The 16,110-nt window shown below is 67.6% G+C and carries 15 protein-coding genes; 11 read left to right on the plus strand and 4 right to left on the minus strand.

From position 1 onward, the window contains the following. Positions 1 to 63 precede the first annotated feature (63 nt). The 4 genes from VSO01S_RS03800 to VSO01S_RS03815 form a co-directional block, all read right to left on the minus strand. The gene (locus VSO01S_RS03800; protein WP_068640468.1) at positions 64 to 537 is read right to left on the minus strand and encodes an NUDIX hydrolase; all 474 of its coding nucleotides are present in this window, start codon (positions 535 to 537) and stop codon (positions 64 to 66) included. Further along, positions 534 to 2,885 carry a CHASE2 domain-containing protein gene (locus VSO01S_RS03805; protein ID WP_161944418.1) on the minus strand — a complete coding sequence of 784 codons (2,352 nt, stop codon included), beginning with the start codon at positions 2,883 to 2,885 and terminating at the stop codon, positions 534 to 536. Before VSO01S_RS03805 ends, VSO01S_RS03800 begins: the two co-directional genes overlap by 4 nt. Before the next feature lie 96 nt (positions 2,886 to 2,981). Continuing rightward, a complete protein-coding gene (locus VSO01S_RS03810; protein ID WP_068640470.1) occupies positions 2,982 to 3,287 on the minus strand; it encodes a hypothetical protein in 306 nt (101 codons plus the stop codon). Between the two features lie 5 nt (positions 3,288 to 3,292). Continuing rightward, entirely contained in the window at positions 3,293 to 4,030 is a 738-nt protein-coding gene (locus VSO01S_RS03815; protein ID WP_068640471.1) for a response regulator transcription factor, read from the minus strand. A 304-nt stretch (positions 4,031 to 4,334) separates the two neighbouring features. On the opposite strand from VSO01S_RS03815, the gene VSO01S_RS03820 reads away from it, so the two are divergent. The 11 genes from VSO01S_RS03820 to VSO01S_RS03870 all read left to right on the plus strand — a co-directional run bounded on the left by VSO01S_RS03820 (position 4,335) and on the right by VSO01S_RS03870 (position 16,076). Next, positions 4,335 to 5,465, plus strand: coding sequence for a Re/Si-specific NAD(P)(+) transhydrogenase subunit alpha (locus tag VSO01S_RS03820; RefSeq protein ID WP_068640472.1), 1,131 nt, complete (start codon positions 4,335 to 4,337; stop codon positions 5,463 to 5,465). A 21-nt stretch (positions 5,466 to 5,486) separates the two neighbouring features. Then, positions 5,487 to 5,813 (plus strand): NAD(P) transhydrogenase subunit alpha part 2, encoded by a 327-nt coding sequence (locus VSO01S_RS03825; protein WP_068640473.1) that lies wholly within the window; start codon positions 5,487 to 5,489, stop codon positions 5,811 to 5,813. Next, positions 5,810 to 7,297, plus strand: coding sequence for an NAD(P)(+) transhydrogenase (Re/Si-specific) subunit beta (locus VSO01S_RS03830; RefSeq protein ID WP_068640474.1), 1,488 nt, complete (start codon positions 5,810 to 5,812; stop codon positions 7,295 to 7,297). Before VSO01S_RS03825 ends, VSO01S_RS03830 begins: the two co-directional genes overlap by 4 nt. Positions 7,298 to 7,366: 69 nt before the next feature. Next, on the plus strand, positions 7,367 to 9,034 hold the full coding sequence (locus VSO01S_RS03835; RefSeq protein ID WP_068640475.1) for a long-chain-fatty-acid--CoA ligase: 1,668 nt from the start codon (positions 7,367 to 7,369) through the stop codon (positions 9,032 to 9,034). A gap of 81 nt (positions 9,035 to 9,115) precedes the next feature. Further along, on the plus strand, positions 9,116 to 10,126 hold the full coding sequence (locus VSO01S_RS03840; RefSeq protein ID WP_068640476.1) for an ABC transporter permease subunit: 1,011 nt from the start codon (positions 9,116 to 9,118) through the stop codon (positions 10,124 to 10,126). Further along, positions 10,123 to 11,034 carry an ABC transporter permease subunit gene (locus tag VSO01S_RS03845; RefSeq protein WP_068640477.1) on the plus strand — a complete coding sequence of 304 codons (912 nt, stop codon included), beginning with the start codon at positions 10,123 to 10,125 and terminating at the stop codon, positions 11,032 to 11,034. Before VSO01S_RS03840 ends, VSO01S_RS03845 begins: the two co-directional genes overlap by 4 nt. Positions 11,035 to 11,037: 3 nt before the next feature. Continuing rightward, positions 11,038 to 12,057 (plus strand): ABC transporter ATP-binding protein, encoded by a 1,020-nt coding sequence (locus tag VSO01S_RS03850; protein WP_068640478.1) that lies wholly within the window; start codon positions 11,038 to 11,040, stop codon positions 12,055 to 12,057. After that, positions 12,054 to 13,052 (plus strand): peptide ABC transporter ATP-binding protein, encoded by a 999-nt coding sequence (locus VSO01S_RS03855; RefSeq protein ID WP_068640479.1) that lies wholly within the window; start codon positions 12,054 to 12,056, stop codon positions 13,050 to 13,052. The genes VSO01S_RS03850 and VSO01S_RS03855 overlap by 4 nt, the downstream gene beginning before the upstream one ends. Positions 13,053 to 13,082: 30 nt before the next feature. Then, entirely contained in the window at positions 13,083 to 14,708 is a 1,626-nt protein-coding gene (locus tag VSO01S_RS03860; RefSeq protein WP_068640480.1) for an ABC transporter substrate-binding protein, read from the plus strand. 70 nt (positions 14,709 to 14,778) lie between these two features. Next, positions 14,779 to 15,537 carry a 5'-methylthioadenosine/adenosylhomocysteine nucleosidase gene (locus VSO01S_RS03865; protein WP_068640481.1) on the plus strand — a complete coding sequence of 253 codons (759 nt, stop codon included), beginning with the start codon at positions 14,779 to 14,781 and terminating at the stop codon, positions 15,535 to 15,537. Then, positions 15,534 to 16,076: an MOSC domain-containing protein gene (locus VSO01S_RS03870; RefSeq protein WP_068640482.1), complete on the plus strand. Its 543-nt coding sequence runs from the start codon at positions 15,534 to 15,536 to the stop codon at positions 16,074 to 16,076. Before VSO01S_RS03865 ends, VSO01S_RS03870 begins: the two co-directional genes overlap by 4 nt. The last annotated feature ends 34 nt before the right edge of the window (positions 16,077 to 16,110 follow it).

Here is a 16,110-nt window from a genome sequence, read left to right on the forward strand (position 1 = left end):
TGTCCCAGGCCTGTCCTGGCGGCGCCCCCGTGTGGGAAATGCCTCGTTCGAGATGCCCGGCCGCTAGTCGTGCAGCGACGGATCCACATGGATGAGATCCAGCGGGAAGCGCTTTCCGGCCAGGTAGTCCTCCACGCAGCGCAGCAGCAGCGGGCTGCGGTGGCGCGCTGCGCTCGCGCGGATTTCCTCGGGCGTCATCCACAGTGTGCGCACGATGCCGTGGTCCAGCGCGCGGCCCGGCTCGCGCTCGCCCAGTTCGCCGCAAAAGGCAAAGCGCATGTAGGTCACGTCCTGGGAGGCGCTGCGCGTGCGGGCCATGTAGATGCCCAGGAGCGCCGTGGGCGAGAAGCGGTGCGCAGTTTCCTCCAGCGCCTCGCGCGCGCAGCCTTCCAGCGGCGATTCGCCGGGGTCCAGGTGCCCGGCCGGGGTGTTGAGCATCAGGCCGGCGGAAGTCTCTTCTTCCACCAGCATGAAGCGGCCGTCCTCCTCGATGACGGCCGCCACGGTCACATTGGGTTTCCAGCGATGTCGGGTCATGCGTCCTGCTCTCGCGGATGGTTGGCAGATTGCTGGAGCGCTTGCGCGCCCGGCTTGGGAAGCACGAGGATGAATGTACAGCCGGCGCCCTCTGCGCTTTCGATCTCGACCGTGCCGCCGTGCCGCTGCATTGTGGTGCGCACCAGCAGCAGTCCCAGGCCGACGCCATGAACCTCCGGATGCGATTCCTGGTGCAGGCGATGGAAAGGTTGGAACAGCTTCGACTGGCGTTCCGCCGCGATGCCGGGGCCCTGGTCGGTGACCGCCATTGTCCAGTGGGACGTGCGCTGCGCGACGCGGCATGTCACGCGTGCGCCGGTGGGCGAGAACTTCAGCGCATTGCTCAGGAGGTTGGTCAGTGCTCTGGACAGCAGGTCGCGGTCCCCGGTGAAGGGGGCTTCTTCCAGTTCTGTTTCGAACGCGACGCTCACCCCTTTGCGGCGGGCGCTGGCCCAGGCGTTATCCACGGTCTGCATGCCCAGTTCGAGCAGGTCCAGCATCTCGGGCTTGAAGGGCTGGGCTTCGGCCCGTGCCAGGGTGACGAACCCGTCTGCAAGGGCCAGGCAGGTGCGCGCATGCTGCTCGATGCGCTGGTGCATCACGTCCTGCGAGAGCATCGAAGGGTCCGCGCGCGAGAGCTCGAGCACGGTGAGGATGGCCGCGCTCGGCTCGCGGATGTCGTGGGAAATGAACCGCAGCGCCTCGTCGCGCTGCGCCTGTGTGCGGCGGATTTCCGTCAGGTCCACCAGCGTGACGATCCAGCCCGCGTAGGCATCGTCGGCATCGAAGAAGGGCACGCAGCGCAGCAGCAGGGTGCGTCCCGCCGAGTCTTCCCCCTCGCCCGCGATCGGCACCACGTGGCTTGCACTGAACGAACCCGGCGTGATCATCGGCTGGCCGTTGTGGCGCGCACGCACGTCCGCCAGCAGATCGTGCGCATCCTGCCCCGCCAGCAGCGAGGCCTCGCGGTCCCAGTGGCGTGCCGCCGCACGGTTGGCCAGGAACACCCGCCCGTTGCGGTTGAGCACCAGGTTGGCATCGTGCAGGTGATCGATGGCGTCGTGCACGAAGCGGTGCAGGTTGCGCACGCGCTGCGCCGCGGCCGCGATGGCGTCGATCTCGCGGTCGAGGAAATCGCCCGCCTGCTCCGGCGCGTTCGGCCTGTCCAGGCCCGCAAGCACCTTGTTGAGTTCCGACGTGCCCCGCTGCAGGAAGCGATAGGCGGCGGTCAGGCGCATGAGGCTCCACACCGGATAAACCAGCAGGAGTCCACCGACGCCCGCCGCGGCGCTGAAGCGCATGCCCAGCCAGGGCTGCGCCATCTGCAGGCCGACATGCACGGCCACCATGGATGCGATCAGGATGAAGACTCCGACCGGGTGGAGCCACAGAAGCCCGAGAAGCACGACCACCAGCGGAATCAGGTTGACGGCGAGGTTCTGCCATGCCGCCGCCGGATGGATGCGCTGATCCTGATCGAACGCCTGCAGCATCGTGGCCGCCAGTTCCACACCCGGCACCAGGTAGTCGGGCGAGGGCAGGGCGAACATGTCGGCCACCGTCTCGGCGGTAGGGCCTACCAGCACATAGCGGTCGCGGAACACTTCCGGCGGCACATTGCCGCGCAGCACGTCGATGTAGGACACCGTCTGGAAGCGGGTGGATGGCTTGTGGTAGATCAGCAGCTCCTCGTCCAGACGCTGCCAGCGGCCCTCGGGCGGCGAGCTATGTGCACCGTCCGTGAGCGACGGCTGGGGCTGCAGTTCCCCGTTGGCCGCCTGGTAGAGGGCCAGCGAAAACTGGGGCCAGCGGTGTCCGGGAAAGCCTTCGAAGCGGTAGACGCCCTGGATGTCGCCTTCGTCGTTGATGGCCAGATGCGAGTGCCCGAGTGCCGTCGCGGCATCGGACAGAGGCCTGGACGGCACGAGCTCGGCCTGGATCTGGTCATTGTTTCCCGGTGACTGGAGGGCCAAGGGCAGCACCACACACCCCGCCGACTTCATGGCCTGGGCCAGCATGATGTCGTCGACGGGGTAGTGCGAGTTCGCATCGTCCAGGAGCAGGTCCAGCCCGATGCAGCGCGGGCCGCCCAGCGCGATGCGGCGCAGCAGCTCGGCGTGCAGGGCGCGCCGCCATGGCCAGCGGCCGATGGCCTGCAAGCTCGGATCGTCGATGGCGACGATGAGGATGTTGCTGGCAGCAACCGGGCGCACCCGATCCAGCGCGTTTTCCAGCAGGACCCGATCGGCCCGGGTGAAGTACTGGCCGAGCGTCAGCCAGGTCACCAGGGCGATCGATCCGGCTGCCAGCAACAGCCAGGACAGGCGCCGCCGCACAAGATCGAGCACACGCCTGCTGGGCGATGCCGGCGGCGGACCTGGCGGCGAAGACGAAGACGTGAAGGGCATCGCAAGAAAACGCGCCGCAGGCCCTGCGAAGTCGGCCTAGCCGCGGATGCTGGCGACGACGCCCGGCTTGCCGGCGTCGAAGAGCTTCGCTCCCCGCTTCAGCGGTGCGCGGCGGGCGCTGCCCGAGATCCAGGCGTTTTCAGGGGCGGCGGCAACCGGGCAGCCCGGACCGGCCTTGTCGCAGGCAATGCGGATGATGCTGCCGTCCGCCAGTCGCAGGCGGATGGCGTTGCCAGCCGGGTCGGCCCGCGCTGGCGCCACCTGCGCCTGCGCGCCTGCATGCCCCAGCGCCGCCAGCGCCAGCGCACGCAGTACCGCGGACAGCCGGCCCGGACGCCGCACGGCGCTCAGGTCCCCGACTCCGTGGGGTCGGGCTCCTGGCCGAAGGTGGACAGCGACGACGCTTCCACCGTTTCGAGCCGATAGCCCAGGCCATACACGGCAGACAGCAGAAAGCCGTTGGACGGACGCAGCGACAGCTTGGTGCGCAGGCGCGAGATGTGCGTGTCGAGGGAGCGCGACGGCTCGTCGGGGCCGCGGCCCCACACGGCTTCGCGCAGGTGTTCGCGCGACAGCAGTCGCCCCAGGTTCTGGAACAGGAAAAGCGCCAGCTCGTACTCGCGGTGCTTCAGGTCGACCGGCTCTCCGTTCACCTGCAGCGTGCGCGCCTGCGGGAAGAAGTGATAGGGACCGAATTCAAGCTCCACGTCGTGGTGGCTGGGGTAGGCGCGGCGCAGCAGCGCATGCACGCGCGCCTCGAGTTCCGCCACGCTGATCGGCTTGACCATGAAGTCGTCGGCGCCGGCCGACAGGCCGGCCACCAGGTCGGCCTCGGCGCGCCGATTGGTTGCGAACAGGATGGGGATGCGGCTGGCGAGTTCCTCGCGCACCCACTTGACGATGGCCGGGCCCGAGATGTCGGGCAGCGTCCAATCGAGGATCAGCAGGTCGAAGGATTGCTGGCGCAGGTCGCGCAGCAGGGCCTTGCCCTCGGAATAGACATGGCATTCATGCTGAATGCCGTTCATGGTGTGTTGAATCAGCTCGAGCTGAGAAGGATCATCGTCGAGTGCCGCGATGCGCATAGTCGTTACCGTCCCTGATTTATGTGTTAACGAAGCAGGGCGAAGTCTAGTCTTGAACGTCACGAATCCTTCATGCAGCACGAATTGCGAATGTGAACTATCGAGTCAAATTTCACGATAGCCCTTGGCCATCGTTCGTGTCATTCCTGGCACCCCGTTGGAACGCTCCTGTCAATGACTCGCGCCGGAAATCGCGTCAACACATCACATCTGCGCATCAACGGGCGCCAATTGGGTGACCTTTTGTAATCTTCAGGTAAGCTCGCCCGGTTTGCGCTGACCCCCAGCCGAGAGGAGACTTCGTATGTTGATTGGCGTGCCTGCCGAGACGACGGCAGGCGAAACCCGTGTGGCCGTGACCCCCGAAACGGCCAAGAAACTCGTAGCGCTGGGTCATGTGGTCCGCGTGCAGTCCGGCGCGGGCCTCACCGCCGCCGCCACCGATGCGGCGTACCAGGCCGCCGGCGCCGAGATCACCGATGCGGCTGGCGCCTTCGGCGCAGAGATCGTGCTGAAGGTGCGCTCGCCGTTCGACAACGAGATTGCCCACATGAAGCCCGGCACCGCCGTGGTGGGCATGCTCAACCCCTTCGACGCCGCCGGCCTGCAGCGCCTGGCCGCGGCCAACCTGACTGCCTTCGCCCTGGAAGCCGCGCCGCGCACCACGCGCGCGCAGAGCATGGACGTGCTCTCGTCCCAGGCCAACATCGCCGGCTACAAGGCCGTGATGACCGCGGCGGACAAGTACCAGCGCTTCTTCCCCATGCTCATGACGGCGGCCGGCACCGTGAAGGCGGCCCGCGTGGTCATCCTCGGCGTGGGCGTGGCGGGCCTGCAGGCCATTGCCACTGCCAAGCGCCTGGGCGCCGTGATCGAGGCCTCCGACGTTCGCCCGAGCGTGAAGGAGCAGGTCGAGTCGCTGGGCGCCAAGTTCATCGACGTGCCCTACGAGACCGCCGAGGAAAAGGAAGCGGCCGAAGGCGTGGGCGGCTATGCCCGCCCCATGCCGCCGAGCTGGCTGGCGCGCCAGCAGGTGGAAGTGGCCAAGCGCGTGGCTGCGGCCGACGTGGTGATCAGCACCGCGCTCATTCCGGGCCGCGCCGCGCCGACGCTCATCACCGAGGACATGGTCAAGTCCATGAAGCCGGGCTCGGTCATCGTGGACATTGCCGCGGGCCGGGGCGCCGACGGCGTGGGCGGCAACTGCACCATTTCGGAGGCGGACAAGACCGTGCTCAAGCATGGCGTGACGATCGTGGGCGAGACCAACCTGCCCGCGCTGGTGGCGGCCGATGCCTCGTCGCTGTACGCGCGCAACGTGCTGGACTTCCTCAAGCTGGTGCTGCCCAAGGAGGGCGGCTTCAAGATCGACCTCGAGGACGACATCGTCGCCGCCTGCCTGGTGGCGCGTGACGGCCAGGTCACCCGCAAATAAGACAAGCTCGAGGAGAAGGACATGGATCCCGTCAGCCATACCGTCATCAACCTGATCATCTTCGTGCTGGCCATCTACGTGGGCTACCACGTGGTGTGGACCGTCACGCCCGCACTGCACACCCCGCTCATGGCGGTGACCAACGCGGTGTCGGCCATCGTCATCGTGGGCGCCATGCTCGCGGCGGCGCTCACCGAGACCTGGCTGGGCAAGTCGATGGGCGTGCTGGCCGTCGCGCTGGCCGCGGTGAACGTCTTCGGTGGCTTCCTGGTCACCCGGCGCATGCTGGAGATGTTCAAGAAAAAGGAGCGCAAGAGCGCCCCCAAGGCTGAGGGAGCTGGCCAATGAGCATGAACGTCGTCACGCTGCTGTACCTCGTTGCCAGCGTCTGCTTCATCCAGGCCCTGAAGGGCCTGAGTCATCCGACCACCTCCATCCGCGGCAACATCTTCGGCATGGTGGGCATGGCCATCGCCATCCTCACCACGGCGGCGCTCATCGTCCAGCTGGCCGGCGGCAAGGCCGCGGGCATGGGCTGGGTGCTGCTGGGCCTGGTGGTGGGCGCCGCCTATGGCGCCTGGCGCGCCAAGACGGTCGAGATGACCCAGATGCCCGAGCTGGTGGCCTTCTTCCACAGCATGATCGGCCTGGCGGCGGTGTTCATCGCCATCGCGGCCGTGGTCGAGCCCTGGGCCTTCGGCATCACGCCGGCGCCGGTGCTGGCCGCGGTGGGCCTGAACACGCCCGAAGGCACGGTAGTCATCGACGGCTTTGCGCGCTACGCCATTCCGGCGGGCAACCGGCTGGAGCTGTTCCTGGGTGCGGCCATCGGCGCCATCACCTTCAGCGGCTCGGTCATCGCCTTCGGCAAGCTGTCGGGCAAGTACAAGTTCCGCCTGTTCCAGGGCGCGCCGGTGCAGTTCAAAGGCCAGCACATGCTGAACCTGATCCTGGGCCTGCTGACCATCGGCCTGGGCCTGGTGTTCGTGTTCACCGAGAGCTGGATCGCCTTCTTCGCGATGCTGGCGCTGTCGTTCGTGATGGGCGTGCTGATCATCATCCCGATCGGCGGTGCCGACATGCCGGTGGTGGTGTCCATGCTCAACAGCTACTCGGGATGGGCGGCGGCGGGCATCGGCTTCTCGCTGAACAACGCGATGCTGATCGTGGCCGGCTCGCTGGTGGGCTCCTCGGGCGCAATCCTGAGCTACATCATGTGCAAGGCCATGAACCGCTCGTTCTTCAACGTGATCCTGGGCGGCTTCGGCGGCGAGGCGGCTGCGGCCGGCGGCGGTGCCAAGGAGCAGCGCCCGGTCAAGAGCGGCAGCGCGGACGATGCGGCCTACATGCTGGCCAATGCCGACACCGTGATCATCGTGCCGGGCTACGGCCTGGCGGTGGCACGCGCCCAGCATGCGGTGAACGAGCTGGCGCAGAAGCTCATCGAGAAGGGCGTGACGGTGAAGTACGCCATCCACCCGGTGGCCGGGCGCATGCCGGGGCACATGAACGTGCTGCTGGCCGAGGCCGAGGTGCCCTACGACCAGGTGTTCGAGATGGAGGACATCAACGGCGAATTCGCGCAGGCCGATGTGGCTATCATCCTGGGCGCCAATGACGTGGTGAACCCGGCCGCCCTGCAAAAGGGCAGCCCCATCTACGGCATGCCCATCCTGGAAGCCTACAAGGCCAAGACGGTGATCGTGAACAAGCGAAGCATGGCCGCCGGCTATGCGGGCCTGGACAACGAGCTGTTCTACATGGACAAGACCATGATGGTCTTCGGTGACGCCAAGAAGGTGGTCGAGGACATGGGCAAGGCGATCGAGTAGTTCGATTTCGATACAAGACGCGCGGCCCGATGCCGCGCGCACAGGACAGAGAGACAGGAGACAACTCAAATGACTGACCGCCCCTGGCTGGCCAGCTACCCCGCCGGCGTGCCCGCCGACATCGATCCCAGCCAGTACAGGTCGCTCGTCGCCCTGATGGAGGAGAGTTTCCGCCGCTACGCCGATCGCGTCGCCTACAGCTTCATGGGCACCGACGTGACCTATGCCCAGGTGGATGCCGCCAGCCGCAAGCTGGCCGGCTACCTGCAGGGCCTGGGCCTGGCCAAGGGCGATCGGGTGGCGGTGATGATGCCCAATACGCCGCAGTACCCGATCACGGTGGCGGCCATCCTGCGCGCCGGGCTGGTGGTGGTCAACGTCAACCCGCTGTACACGCCGCGCGAACTGGAGCACCAGCTCAAGGACTCGGGTGCCAAGGCCATCGTCATCATCGAGAACTTCGGTGCCACGCTGCAGGCGTGCATTGCGGCCACGCCGGTCAAGCACGTGGTGCTGGCTGCCATGGGCGACCGGCTGGGTACCCTGAAGGGTGCGCTGGTCAACTTCGTGGTGCGCAACGTCAAGAAGCTGGTGCCGCCCTTCCAGCTGCCGGGCGCGGTGCGCTTCAACGATGCGCTGTCGCGCGGTGCCTCGCGCAAGCTGCAGCAGCCCGAAATCGGCCCGGACGACGTGGCCGTGCTGCAGTACACCGGCGGCACCACCGGCGTGTCGAAGGGCGCGGTGCTCCTGCATCGCAACGTGATCGCCAACGTGCTGCAGTCCGAGGCCTGGAACGAGCCCGCGATGAAGCGCGTGCCGGCCGGCGAGCAGCCCACCAGCGTGTGCGCGCTGCCGCTCTATCACATCTTCGCCTTCACGGTGAACATGATGCTGTCCATGCGCACGGGCGGAAAGACCATCCTCATTCCGAATCCGCGCGACCTGGCCGCAACGCTGAAGGAACTGTCCAGGCACACCTTCCACAGCTTCCCGGCGGTGAACACGCTGTTCAACGGCCTGGCCAACCATCCCGACTTCAACTCCGTCAACTGGAAGAACCTGAAGGTCTCGGTGGGCGGCGGCATGGCGGTGCAAAGCGGCGTGGCCAAGCAGTGGCTGGACAAGACCGGCTGCCCGATCTGCGAGGGCTACGGCCTGTCGGAAACCTCGCCCTCGGCCAGCTGCAATCCGGTGACGAGCCAGGAATACACCGGCACCATCGGCCTGCCGCTGCCCAGCACGTTCATGAAGCTGCTGGACGACGCGGGCAACGAAGTGCCGCCGGGCCAGGCCGGCGAAATCGCCATCAAGGGCCCGCAGGTGATGGCGGGCTACTGGCAGCGCCCCGACGAAACCGCCAAGGTCATGACCGCCGACGGCTACTTCAAGACCGGCGACATCGGCATGGTGGACGAGCGCGGCTACTTCCGCATCGTCGACCGCAAGAAGGACATGATCATCGTCAGCGGCTTCAACGTGTATCCGAACGAGATCGAGGACGTGGTCTCGCAGATCCCGGGCGTGCTCGAGTGCGCGGCCGTGGGCGTCCCGGATGCCAAGACGGGCGAGGGCATCAAGCTGGTGATCGTGAAGAAGGATCCTGCGCTCACCGAGCAGGACGTGCGCGACTTCTGCCGCGCCAACCTCACCGGCTACAAGCAGCCGCGGCTGGTCGAGTTCCGCACCGACCTGCCGAAGACGCCGGTGGGCAAGGTGCTGCGCCGCGAACTGCGCTGATCGCGCACGCGCCGCCTGCGGGCGGGAATAAGGGTTCTGCCGGGATGATTTCCGGGCATTGCTCTTGCATATTCGCCGCCAATGCTCCGATTCTTCCTGACGCGAGCGAGCCTGCTCGTGCCGACTTTCATCGGCATGACGCTGCTCGCCTTCTTTCTGATCCGGCTGGTGCCGGGCGACCCCATCGAGACGCTGGCCGGCGAACGCGGCATCGACCCTGAACGCCACGCCCAGCTGCTCAAGGAATACGGGCTGGACAAGCCCCTGTTCGTCCAATACGGCATCTACATCGGCCGCGTGCTGCATGGCGACCTGGGCAAGTCGGTGATCACGCAGGAGCCGGTGATCCGTGAGTTCCTGGCGCTGTTTCCGGCCACGGTGGAACTGGCGCTGTGCGCCATCGTGTTCGCGCTGATCGTCGGCATTCCGGCCGGCATCGTCGCGGCGGTGCGCCGCAATTCGCTGTTCGACCATGGGGTGATGGCGACCTCGCTCACCGGCTACTCCATGCCCATCTTCTGGTGGGGCCTGCTGCTGATCCTGTTCTTTTCGGTGCAGCTGGGCTGGACGCCGGTGTCGGGCCGCATCGCGGTGCAGTACTACGTGGAGCCGGTCACCGGCTTCCTGCTGGTCGATTCGCTGCTCTCGGACGACACGGGCGCCTTCTGGTCGGCGCTGCAGCACCTCATCCTGCCGGCCATCGTGCTGGGCACCAACCCGCTGGCGGTGGTAGCGCGCATGACGCGCTCGGCCATGCTCGAGGTGCTGGGCGAGGACTACATCCGCACCGCCCGCGCCAAGGGCCTGTCGAAGATGCGCGTGGTGGGCCTGCATGCGCTGCGCAACGCCATGATTCCTGTGGTGACCGTGATCGGCCTGCAAGTGGGCCAGCTCTTCACCGGCGCCATCCTCACCGAGACGATCTTCTCCTGGCCGGGCGTGGGCAAGTGGCTCATCGAGGCCATCGGCCGGCGCGACTATCCGGTGCTGCAGGGCGGCATGCTGCTGCTGGGCGTGATCGTGATGCTGGTCAATGTCAGCGTGGACCTGGCGTACGGCGTCATCAACCCCCGCATCCGCCAATCCCGATGAACAGCTCCACGACGACGACTCCCGCGGCCAGCGCGGCCGCGCCGGCGCCGCCCGGACCCTGGCGCGAATTCTGGGGTGCCTTCTCGCAGAACCACGGCGCGGTGCTGGGCCTGGCCACGGTGCTGTTCCTGTTCCTGGTGGCGCTGCTGGCGCCCTGGATCGCGCCGCATGCGCCGAACCAGACCGACAGCGGCGCATTCCTGCTGCCGCCGGCATGGCAGTCCGGCGGCTCCTGGGCGCACGTGCTGGGCACCGATGCCATCGGCCGGGACATCCTCTCGCGCCTGATGTGGGGCGCGCGCCTGTCGCTTTCGATCGGCGTCGCGGTGGTGGCGATCTCCGTCGTCGTGGGCATCGCGCTGGGTCTCATCGCCGGGTTCTTCCGGGGCGTGTTCGAGATCGCGATCATGCGGCTGATGGACATCGTCCTCACGCTGCCCAGCCTGCTGCTGGCCATCGTGATCGTGGCCATCCTCGGCCCCGGCCTCATCAACGCGATGATCGCGGTGGCCATCGTGGTGCTGCCGCACTATGTGCGCATCACGCGCGCGGCCGTCATCTCCGAGGTGTCGCGCGACTACGTGACGGCGGCGCGCGTGAGCGGCGCCGGCACGCTGCGCCTGATGTTCAGCGAGGTGCTGCCCAACTGCGCGGCGCCGCTGATCGTGCAGGCTTCGCTGGGCATTTCCACCGCCATCCTCGATGCGGCGGCCCTGGGCTTTCTCGGCCTGGGCGCGCAGCCGCCCTCGCCCGAATGGGGAACCATGCTGGCCGACGCACGCGAGTTCGTGCTGCGCGCCTGGTGGGTGGTGACCTTCCCGGGTCTGGCCATCCTGGCCGCGGTGCTGGCGTTCAACCTCCTGGGCGATGGCCTGCGCGATGCGCTCGACCCGAAGTTGAAGAGATAACGAATGGCGCTTCTCGAAATCAGCGACCTGCACGTGGAGTTCCCCACGCAAGGCGCAACCCTGCATGCGGTCGACGGCGTGAGCCTTTCGCTGGAGGAAGGCGAGGTGCTGGGCATCGTCGGCGAATCGGGCTCGGGCAAGAGCGTGACCATGATGGCGCTCATGGGGCTCATCGCCTACCCGGGCCGCGTGCGCGCGCAGCACATGCGCTTTGCCGGCCACGACCTGCTGGGCATCTCCGACAGGCAGCGCCGCGAGCTGGTGGGCAAGGACGTGGCCATGATCTTCCAGGAGCCCACGACCAGCCTCAACCCCTGCTTCACCATCGGCTTCCAGCTGATGGAGACGCTGCGCCTGCACCTGCGCATGGACAAGCGCGCCGCTCAGCGCCGCGCCATCGAACTGCTGGAGCAGGTGGGCATCCCGGCCGCCTCCTCGCGGCTCGGCAGCTATCCGCACCAGCTCTCGGGCGGCATGAACCAGCGCGTGATGATCGCGATGGCCATTGCCTGCAACCCGCGCCTGCTGATCGCCGACGAACCGACCACCGCGCTCGACGTCACCATCCAGGCGCAGATCCTCGACCTGCTGCGCGACCTGCAGAAGCAGCGGGGCATGGCGCTGGTGCTCATCACGCACAACATGGGCGTGGTGGAGGAAATGGCGCAGCGCGTGGCGGTGATGTATGCCGGCCAGGTGATGGAGCAGCAGCCGGTGGATCGCCTCTTTGCCGCGCCCCAGCATCCCTACACCGAGGCGCTGCTTGCCGCCCTGCCCGACCGTGCGCCCGCGGACGGGCGGCTGGCCACCATCCCCGGCGTGGTGCCCGGTGCGCACGACCGCCCCGCCGGCTGCCTGTTCGCGCCGCGCTGTGCCTACGCCACCGAGCATTCGCGCGCGGTGCGCCCCCTGCTTCGCGACTGGCAGGGCGGGCAGGTGCGCTGCCATTACCCCTTGGGCGATCCCCAGCGCAGCGACAACATCGTTCGCGACGGCCGCGTGGCGGTGGAGGCGGCGGAATGAGCCTGGTGCAGGACAACACCTTGACCCAACGTCCGGTGGGCGTGGTGGCGCAGGCCCGCGACCTCCAGCGCGTCTACAAGATCCGCCGCGGCCTCTTCAAGGAGCCCGCGGCGCTGCATGCGGTGGGCGGCGTCTCATTCACGCTGGAGGCCGGCAAGACGCTGGCCGTGGTGGGCGAGTCGGGCTGCGGCAAGTCCACGCTGGCGCGCATGGTGTCGCTCATCGAGTCGCCCAGCGCGGGCCAATTGGTGGTGGATGGGCATGACGTGGCCGTCATGGGAATGGCCGAGCGCCGCAACCTGCGCCGCGCCGTGCAGCTGGTGTTCCAGAACCCGTACGGTTCGCTCAACCCGCGCAAGAAGATCGGCGCCATCCTCGAGGCGCCGCTGGCCATCAACATGCCCTTCGACAAGGACGAGCGCAAGCGCCGCGTGCAGCAGATGCTCAGGCAGGTGGGCTTGCGTCCGGAGCATGCGGACCGCTATCCGCACATGTTCTCCGGCGGCCAGCGCCAGCGCATCGCGATTGCGCGCGCGCTCATGCTCAGCCCCAAGCTGGTGGTGGCCGACGAGCCGGTCTCGGCGCTGGACGTGTCGGTGCAGGCCCAGGTGCTGAACCTGCTGGCCGACCTGCAGGCCGAGCTGGGCCTGGCCTACCTGTTCATCTCGCACGACCTGGGCGTGGTGCGGCACATTGCGCACGACGTGCTGGTGATGTACCTGGGCCACGCGGTGGAGCAGGGGCCCAAGCAGCGCATCTTCGCGCGGCCGCTGCATCCCTACACGCAGGCACTGCTCGCGTCCACGCCTGGGCTGAGCAAGGAGCGCATCGTGCTCAAGGGCGAGCTGCCATCGCCGCTCAACCCGCCGGCCGGCTGCGTGTTCAGCACGCGCTGCGCCCATGCGACCGAGCGGTGCCGGGCCGAGCGCCCGCTGCTGCGTGCCCTGGATGAACGGCTGGTGGCCTGCCACCATGCCGAAAAGTTTCTCCCCTGACCAACCCCTTCAAACGAAAAGGATTCGACCATGAAATCCACCTCCAGCATCGCGCGGCGCGCACGGGTCGCCGCGTGGATCCTTCCTGCGGCGCTCGCGCTCACCGGCGTGGCCGCTTCGGCCAAGACACTGGTGTATTGCTCCGAAGGCAGCCCCGAGAACTTCTACCCCGGCGTGAACACCACCGGCACGTCCTTCGACGTGACGACCCAGGTGTACGACACCATCGTGCAGTTCGAGCGCGGGGGCACCAAGGTCGTGCCCGGCCTGGCGGAAAAGTGGGACATCTCGGCCGATGGCACCGAGTACACCTTCCACCTGCGCAAGGGCGTGAAGTGGCACACCACCAACAAGAACTTCAAGCCCACGCGCGACTTCAACGCCGACGACTTCATCTTCATGATCGAGCGGCAGTGGAAGGAGAACGATCCCTTCTTCCGCGTGACCAGCCCCAACCATTCGTACTTCAACGACATGGGCATGCCCAAGCTGCTCAAGACGGTGGACCGCATCGACGACCACACCGTCAAGATCGTGCTGAACAAGCCCGAAGCGCCGTTCCTGGCCAACCTGGCCATGCAGTACGCGGGCATCCAGTCCAAGGAATATGCCATCGCGATGCTCAAGGCCGGCACGCCCGAGAAGGTGGACCAGGACCCGGTCGGCACCGGCCCGTTCTACCTGGTGCAGTACCAGAAGGACGCCATCGTGCGCTTCAAGGCCTTCCCGCAGTACTGGGGCGGCAAGGCCAAGATCGACGACCTGGTGTTCGCCATCACGCCCGACGCCTCGGTGCGCTGGGCCAAGCTGCAGAAGGGCGAGTGCCATGTCATGCCGTACCCGAACCCGGCCGACCTGGACGCCATCCGCAAGGACCCGAACGTGAAGGTGCTGGAGCAGCCCGGCCTGAACGTGGGCTACCTGGCCTACAACACCACGAAGAAGCCCTTCGACGATGTGCGCGTGCGCAAGGCCATCAACATGGCCATCAACAAGAAGGCCATCATCGACGGCGTCTACCTGACCGCCGGCGTGGCGGCCAAGAACCCGGTCCCGCCCACCATGTGGTCCTACAACGATGCGGTGAAGGACGACGCGTACAACCCGGAAGCCGCCAAGAAACTGCTGGCAGAGGCCGGCCACCCCAACGGCTTCACCACCGACCTGTGGGCCATGCCGGTGCAGCGCCCCTACAACCCCAACGCCAAGCGCATCGCCGAGCTGATGCAGGCGGACCTGGCCAAGGTGGGCGTGAAGGCCGAGATCAAGACCTTCGAGTGGGGCGAGTACCGCAAGCGCATGCAGGCCGGCGAACACCAGATGGGCATGCTGGGCTGGACCGGCGACAACGGCGATCCGGACAACTTCCTCTACACGCTGCTGGGCTGCGCCTCGGCCCAGTCGGCCAGCGGCTCCAACGTGGCCAAGTTCTGCTACCAGCCCTATGAAGACCTGGTGGTGAAGGCCAAGAGCGCGCCCAAGCAGGCCGACCGCGACGCCCTCTACAAGAAGGCGCAGCTCATCTTCAAGGAGCAGGCGCCCTGGTTCACCATCGCGCACGCGGTGCAGCTCAAGCCGGTGCGCAACGAAGTCATCGACTTCAAGCTCAGCCCCTTCGGGCGCCACACCTTCTACGGCGTGGACATCAAGCAGTAAGCTGCGCGATTGGCAACAAGGGGCCGGCCTGTGCCGGCCCTTTTCATTTGGCGCAGGAGGACATGCGAACATGACGACCGGCATCCTGAGCGCGATGGCGCAGGAGCAGACAGGCCTCGCGGCGCACCTGCGGGACCTGCGCACGGAGCGCTACGCAGGCCGCGAATTCCAGGTCGGGCGCTGGCAGGGCCGCGAGGTGGTGCTCGCCCTGTCGCGCATCGGCAAGGTGGCGGCCGCCACGACGGCGGCGGCGCTGATCGAGCGCTTCGGCGTCTCGCGCATCGTGTTCACCGGCGTGGCGGGCGGCCTGCATCCGTCGGTGCGCGTGGGCGACACCGTGATCGGCACCGAGTTCGTGCAGCACGACATGGATGCCTCGCCCATCTTCCCCCGCTACGAAGTGCCCTTGTACGGACGCTCGCGCTTCCTGGCCGACAGCGTGCTGGCCGAATGCCTCGCGCAGGCGGCGCAAGCGGCGCTGCAGGACGGCGCCGTGCTGGACGAGGCCACCCGCATGCGCTTTGGCTTGCCTGATTCGCAGCGCGTTCACCACGGCCTCATCGCCAGCGGCGACCGCTTCGTCTCGCGTGCCGAAGAGGCGGCCCAGCTTCGGGCCGCCTTGCCTGAGGCCATGGCAGTGGAGATGGAGGCTGCCGCGGTGGCGCAGGTCTGCCACGACCATGGCGTTCCCTTTGCGGCCGTGCGCAATATCTCGGACCGGGCCGACGACCAGGCGCATGTGGACTTCGGCGCCTACATCGAGGACGTGGCCGGCCGCCAGGCGCGCGCCTTGATCGCAGCGCTGCTGCCGCTGCTGCCGTCGCCATGAGCGCGGAGGGCGGGTTGCGCGACCTCACGCGCCGGTTCGCGCGGGACGGGCGGCTGGAGGCGATCTGGCTGCGTCCGGCGCGAGGGGTTGCAATGCACGGCGTTGCCGAAGTCCTCGCGCTGCCTGGCCGCGGGCTCGAGGGCGACCGCGCCGCGCAGTCCAGGGCCGAAGGCGGAAAGCGCCAGGTCACGCTGATCCAGGCGGAGCACCTGCCGGTCGTGGCCGCGTTGTGCGGCCACGGCGAAGTCCGCGCCGAGCAGTTGCGGCGCAACCTGGTCGTGTCGGGCCTGAACCTGCTGGCCGCCCGCTCGCTCTTTCCCGACCGGCCTCTGCGGCTGGCCATCGGCGGCGAGGTGCTGCTCGAAGTCAGCGGGCCGTGCGAGCCCTGCTCCCGCATGGAGGCCACGCTGGGTGCCGGCGGCTACAACGCCATGCGCGGACACGGCGGCGTGACGGCGCGGGTGCTGCAGGGCGGCCGCTTGCGGGTCGGCGACATCGTGCAGGTCCGCGGGGCCGCTGCCGAGGCCCCGATGGTTTGACGCACGCACGAGCCAGCCAACACAATGCATCAGC

Origin of the sequence: Variovorax soli NBRC 106424 (genome assembly GCF_001591385.1) — a bacterium.
GTDB lineage: Bacteria > Pseudomonadota > Gammaproteobacteria > Burkholderiales > Burkholderiaceae_C > Variovorax > Variovorax soli.

Coding starts and splice junctions, on each gene's coding strand:
- VSO01S_RS03800 (WP_068640468.1), bottom strand. CDS start 537: ATGACCCGACATCGCTGGAAACCCAATGTGACCGTGGCGGCCGTCATC.
- VSO01S_RS03815 (WP_068640471.1), bottom strand. CDS start 4,030: ATGCGCATCGCGGCACTCGACGATGATCCTTCTCAGCTCGAGCTGATT.
- VSO01S_RS03820 (WP_068640472.1), top strand. CDS start 4,335: ATGTTGATTGGCGTGCCTGCCGAGACGACGGCAGGCGAAACCCGTGTG.
- VSO01S_RS03825 (WP_068640473.1), top strand. CDS start 5,487: ATGGATCCCGTCAGCCATACCGTCATCAACCTGATCATCTTCGTGCTG.
- VSO01S_RS03830 (WP_068640474.1), top strand. CDS start 5,810: ATGAGCATGAACGTCGTCACGCTGCTGTACCTCGTTGCCAGCGTCTGC.
- VSO01S_RS03835 (WP_068640475.1), top strand. CDS start 7,367: ATGACTGACCGCCCCTGGCTGGCCAGCTACCCCGCCGGCGTGCCCGCC.
- VSO01S_RS03840 (WP_068640476.1), top strand. CDS start 9,116: ATGCTCCGATTCTTCCTGACGCGAGCGAGCCTGCTCGTGCCGACTTTC.
- VSO01S_RS03845 (WP_068640477.1), top strand. CDS start 10,123: ATGAACAGCTCCACGACGACGACTCCCGCGGCCAGCGCGGCCGCGCCG.
- VSO01S_RS03850 (WP_068640478.1), top strand. CDS start 11,038: ATGGCGCTTCTCGAAATCAGCGACCTGCACGTGGAGTTCCCCACGCAA.
- VSO01S_RS03855 (WP_068640479.1), top strand. CDS start 12,054: ATGAGCCTGGTGCAGGACAACACCTTGACCCAACGTCCGGTGGGCGTG.
- VSO01S_RS03860 (WP_068640480.1), top strand. CDS start 13,083: ATGAAATCCACCTCCAGCATCGCGCGGCGCGCACGGGTCGCCGCGTGG.
- VSO01S_RS03865 (WP_068640481.1), top strand. CDS start 14,779: ATGACGACCGGCATCCTGAGCGCGATGGCGCAGGAGCAGACAGGCCTC.
- VSO01S_RS03870 (WP_068640482.1), top strand. CDS start 15,534: ATGAGCGCGGAGGGCGGGTTGCGCGACCTCACGCGCCGGTTCGCGCGG.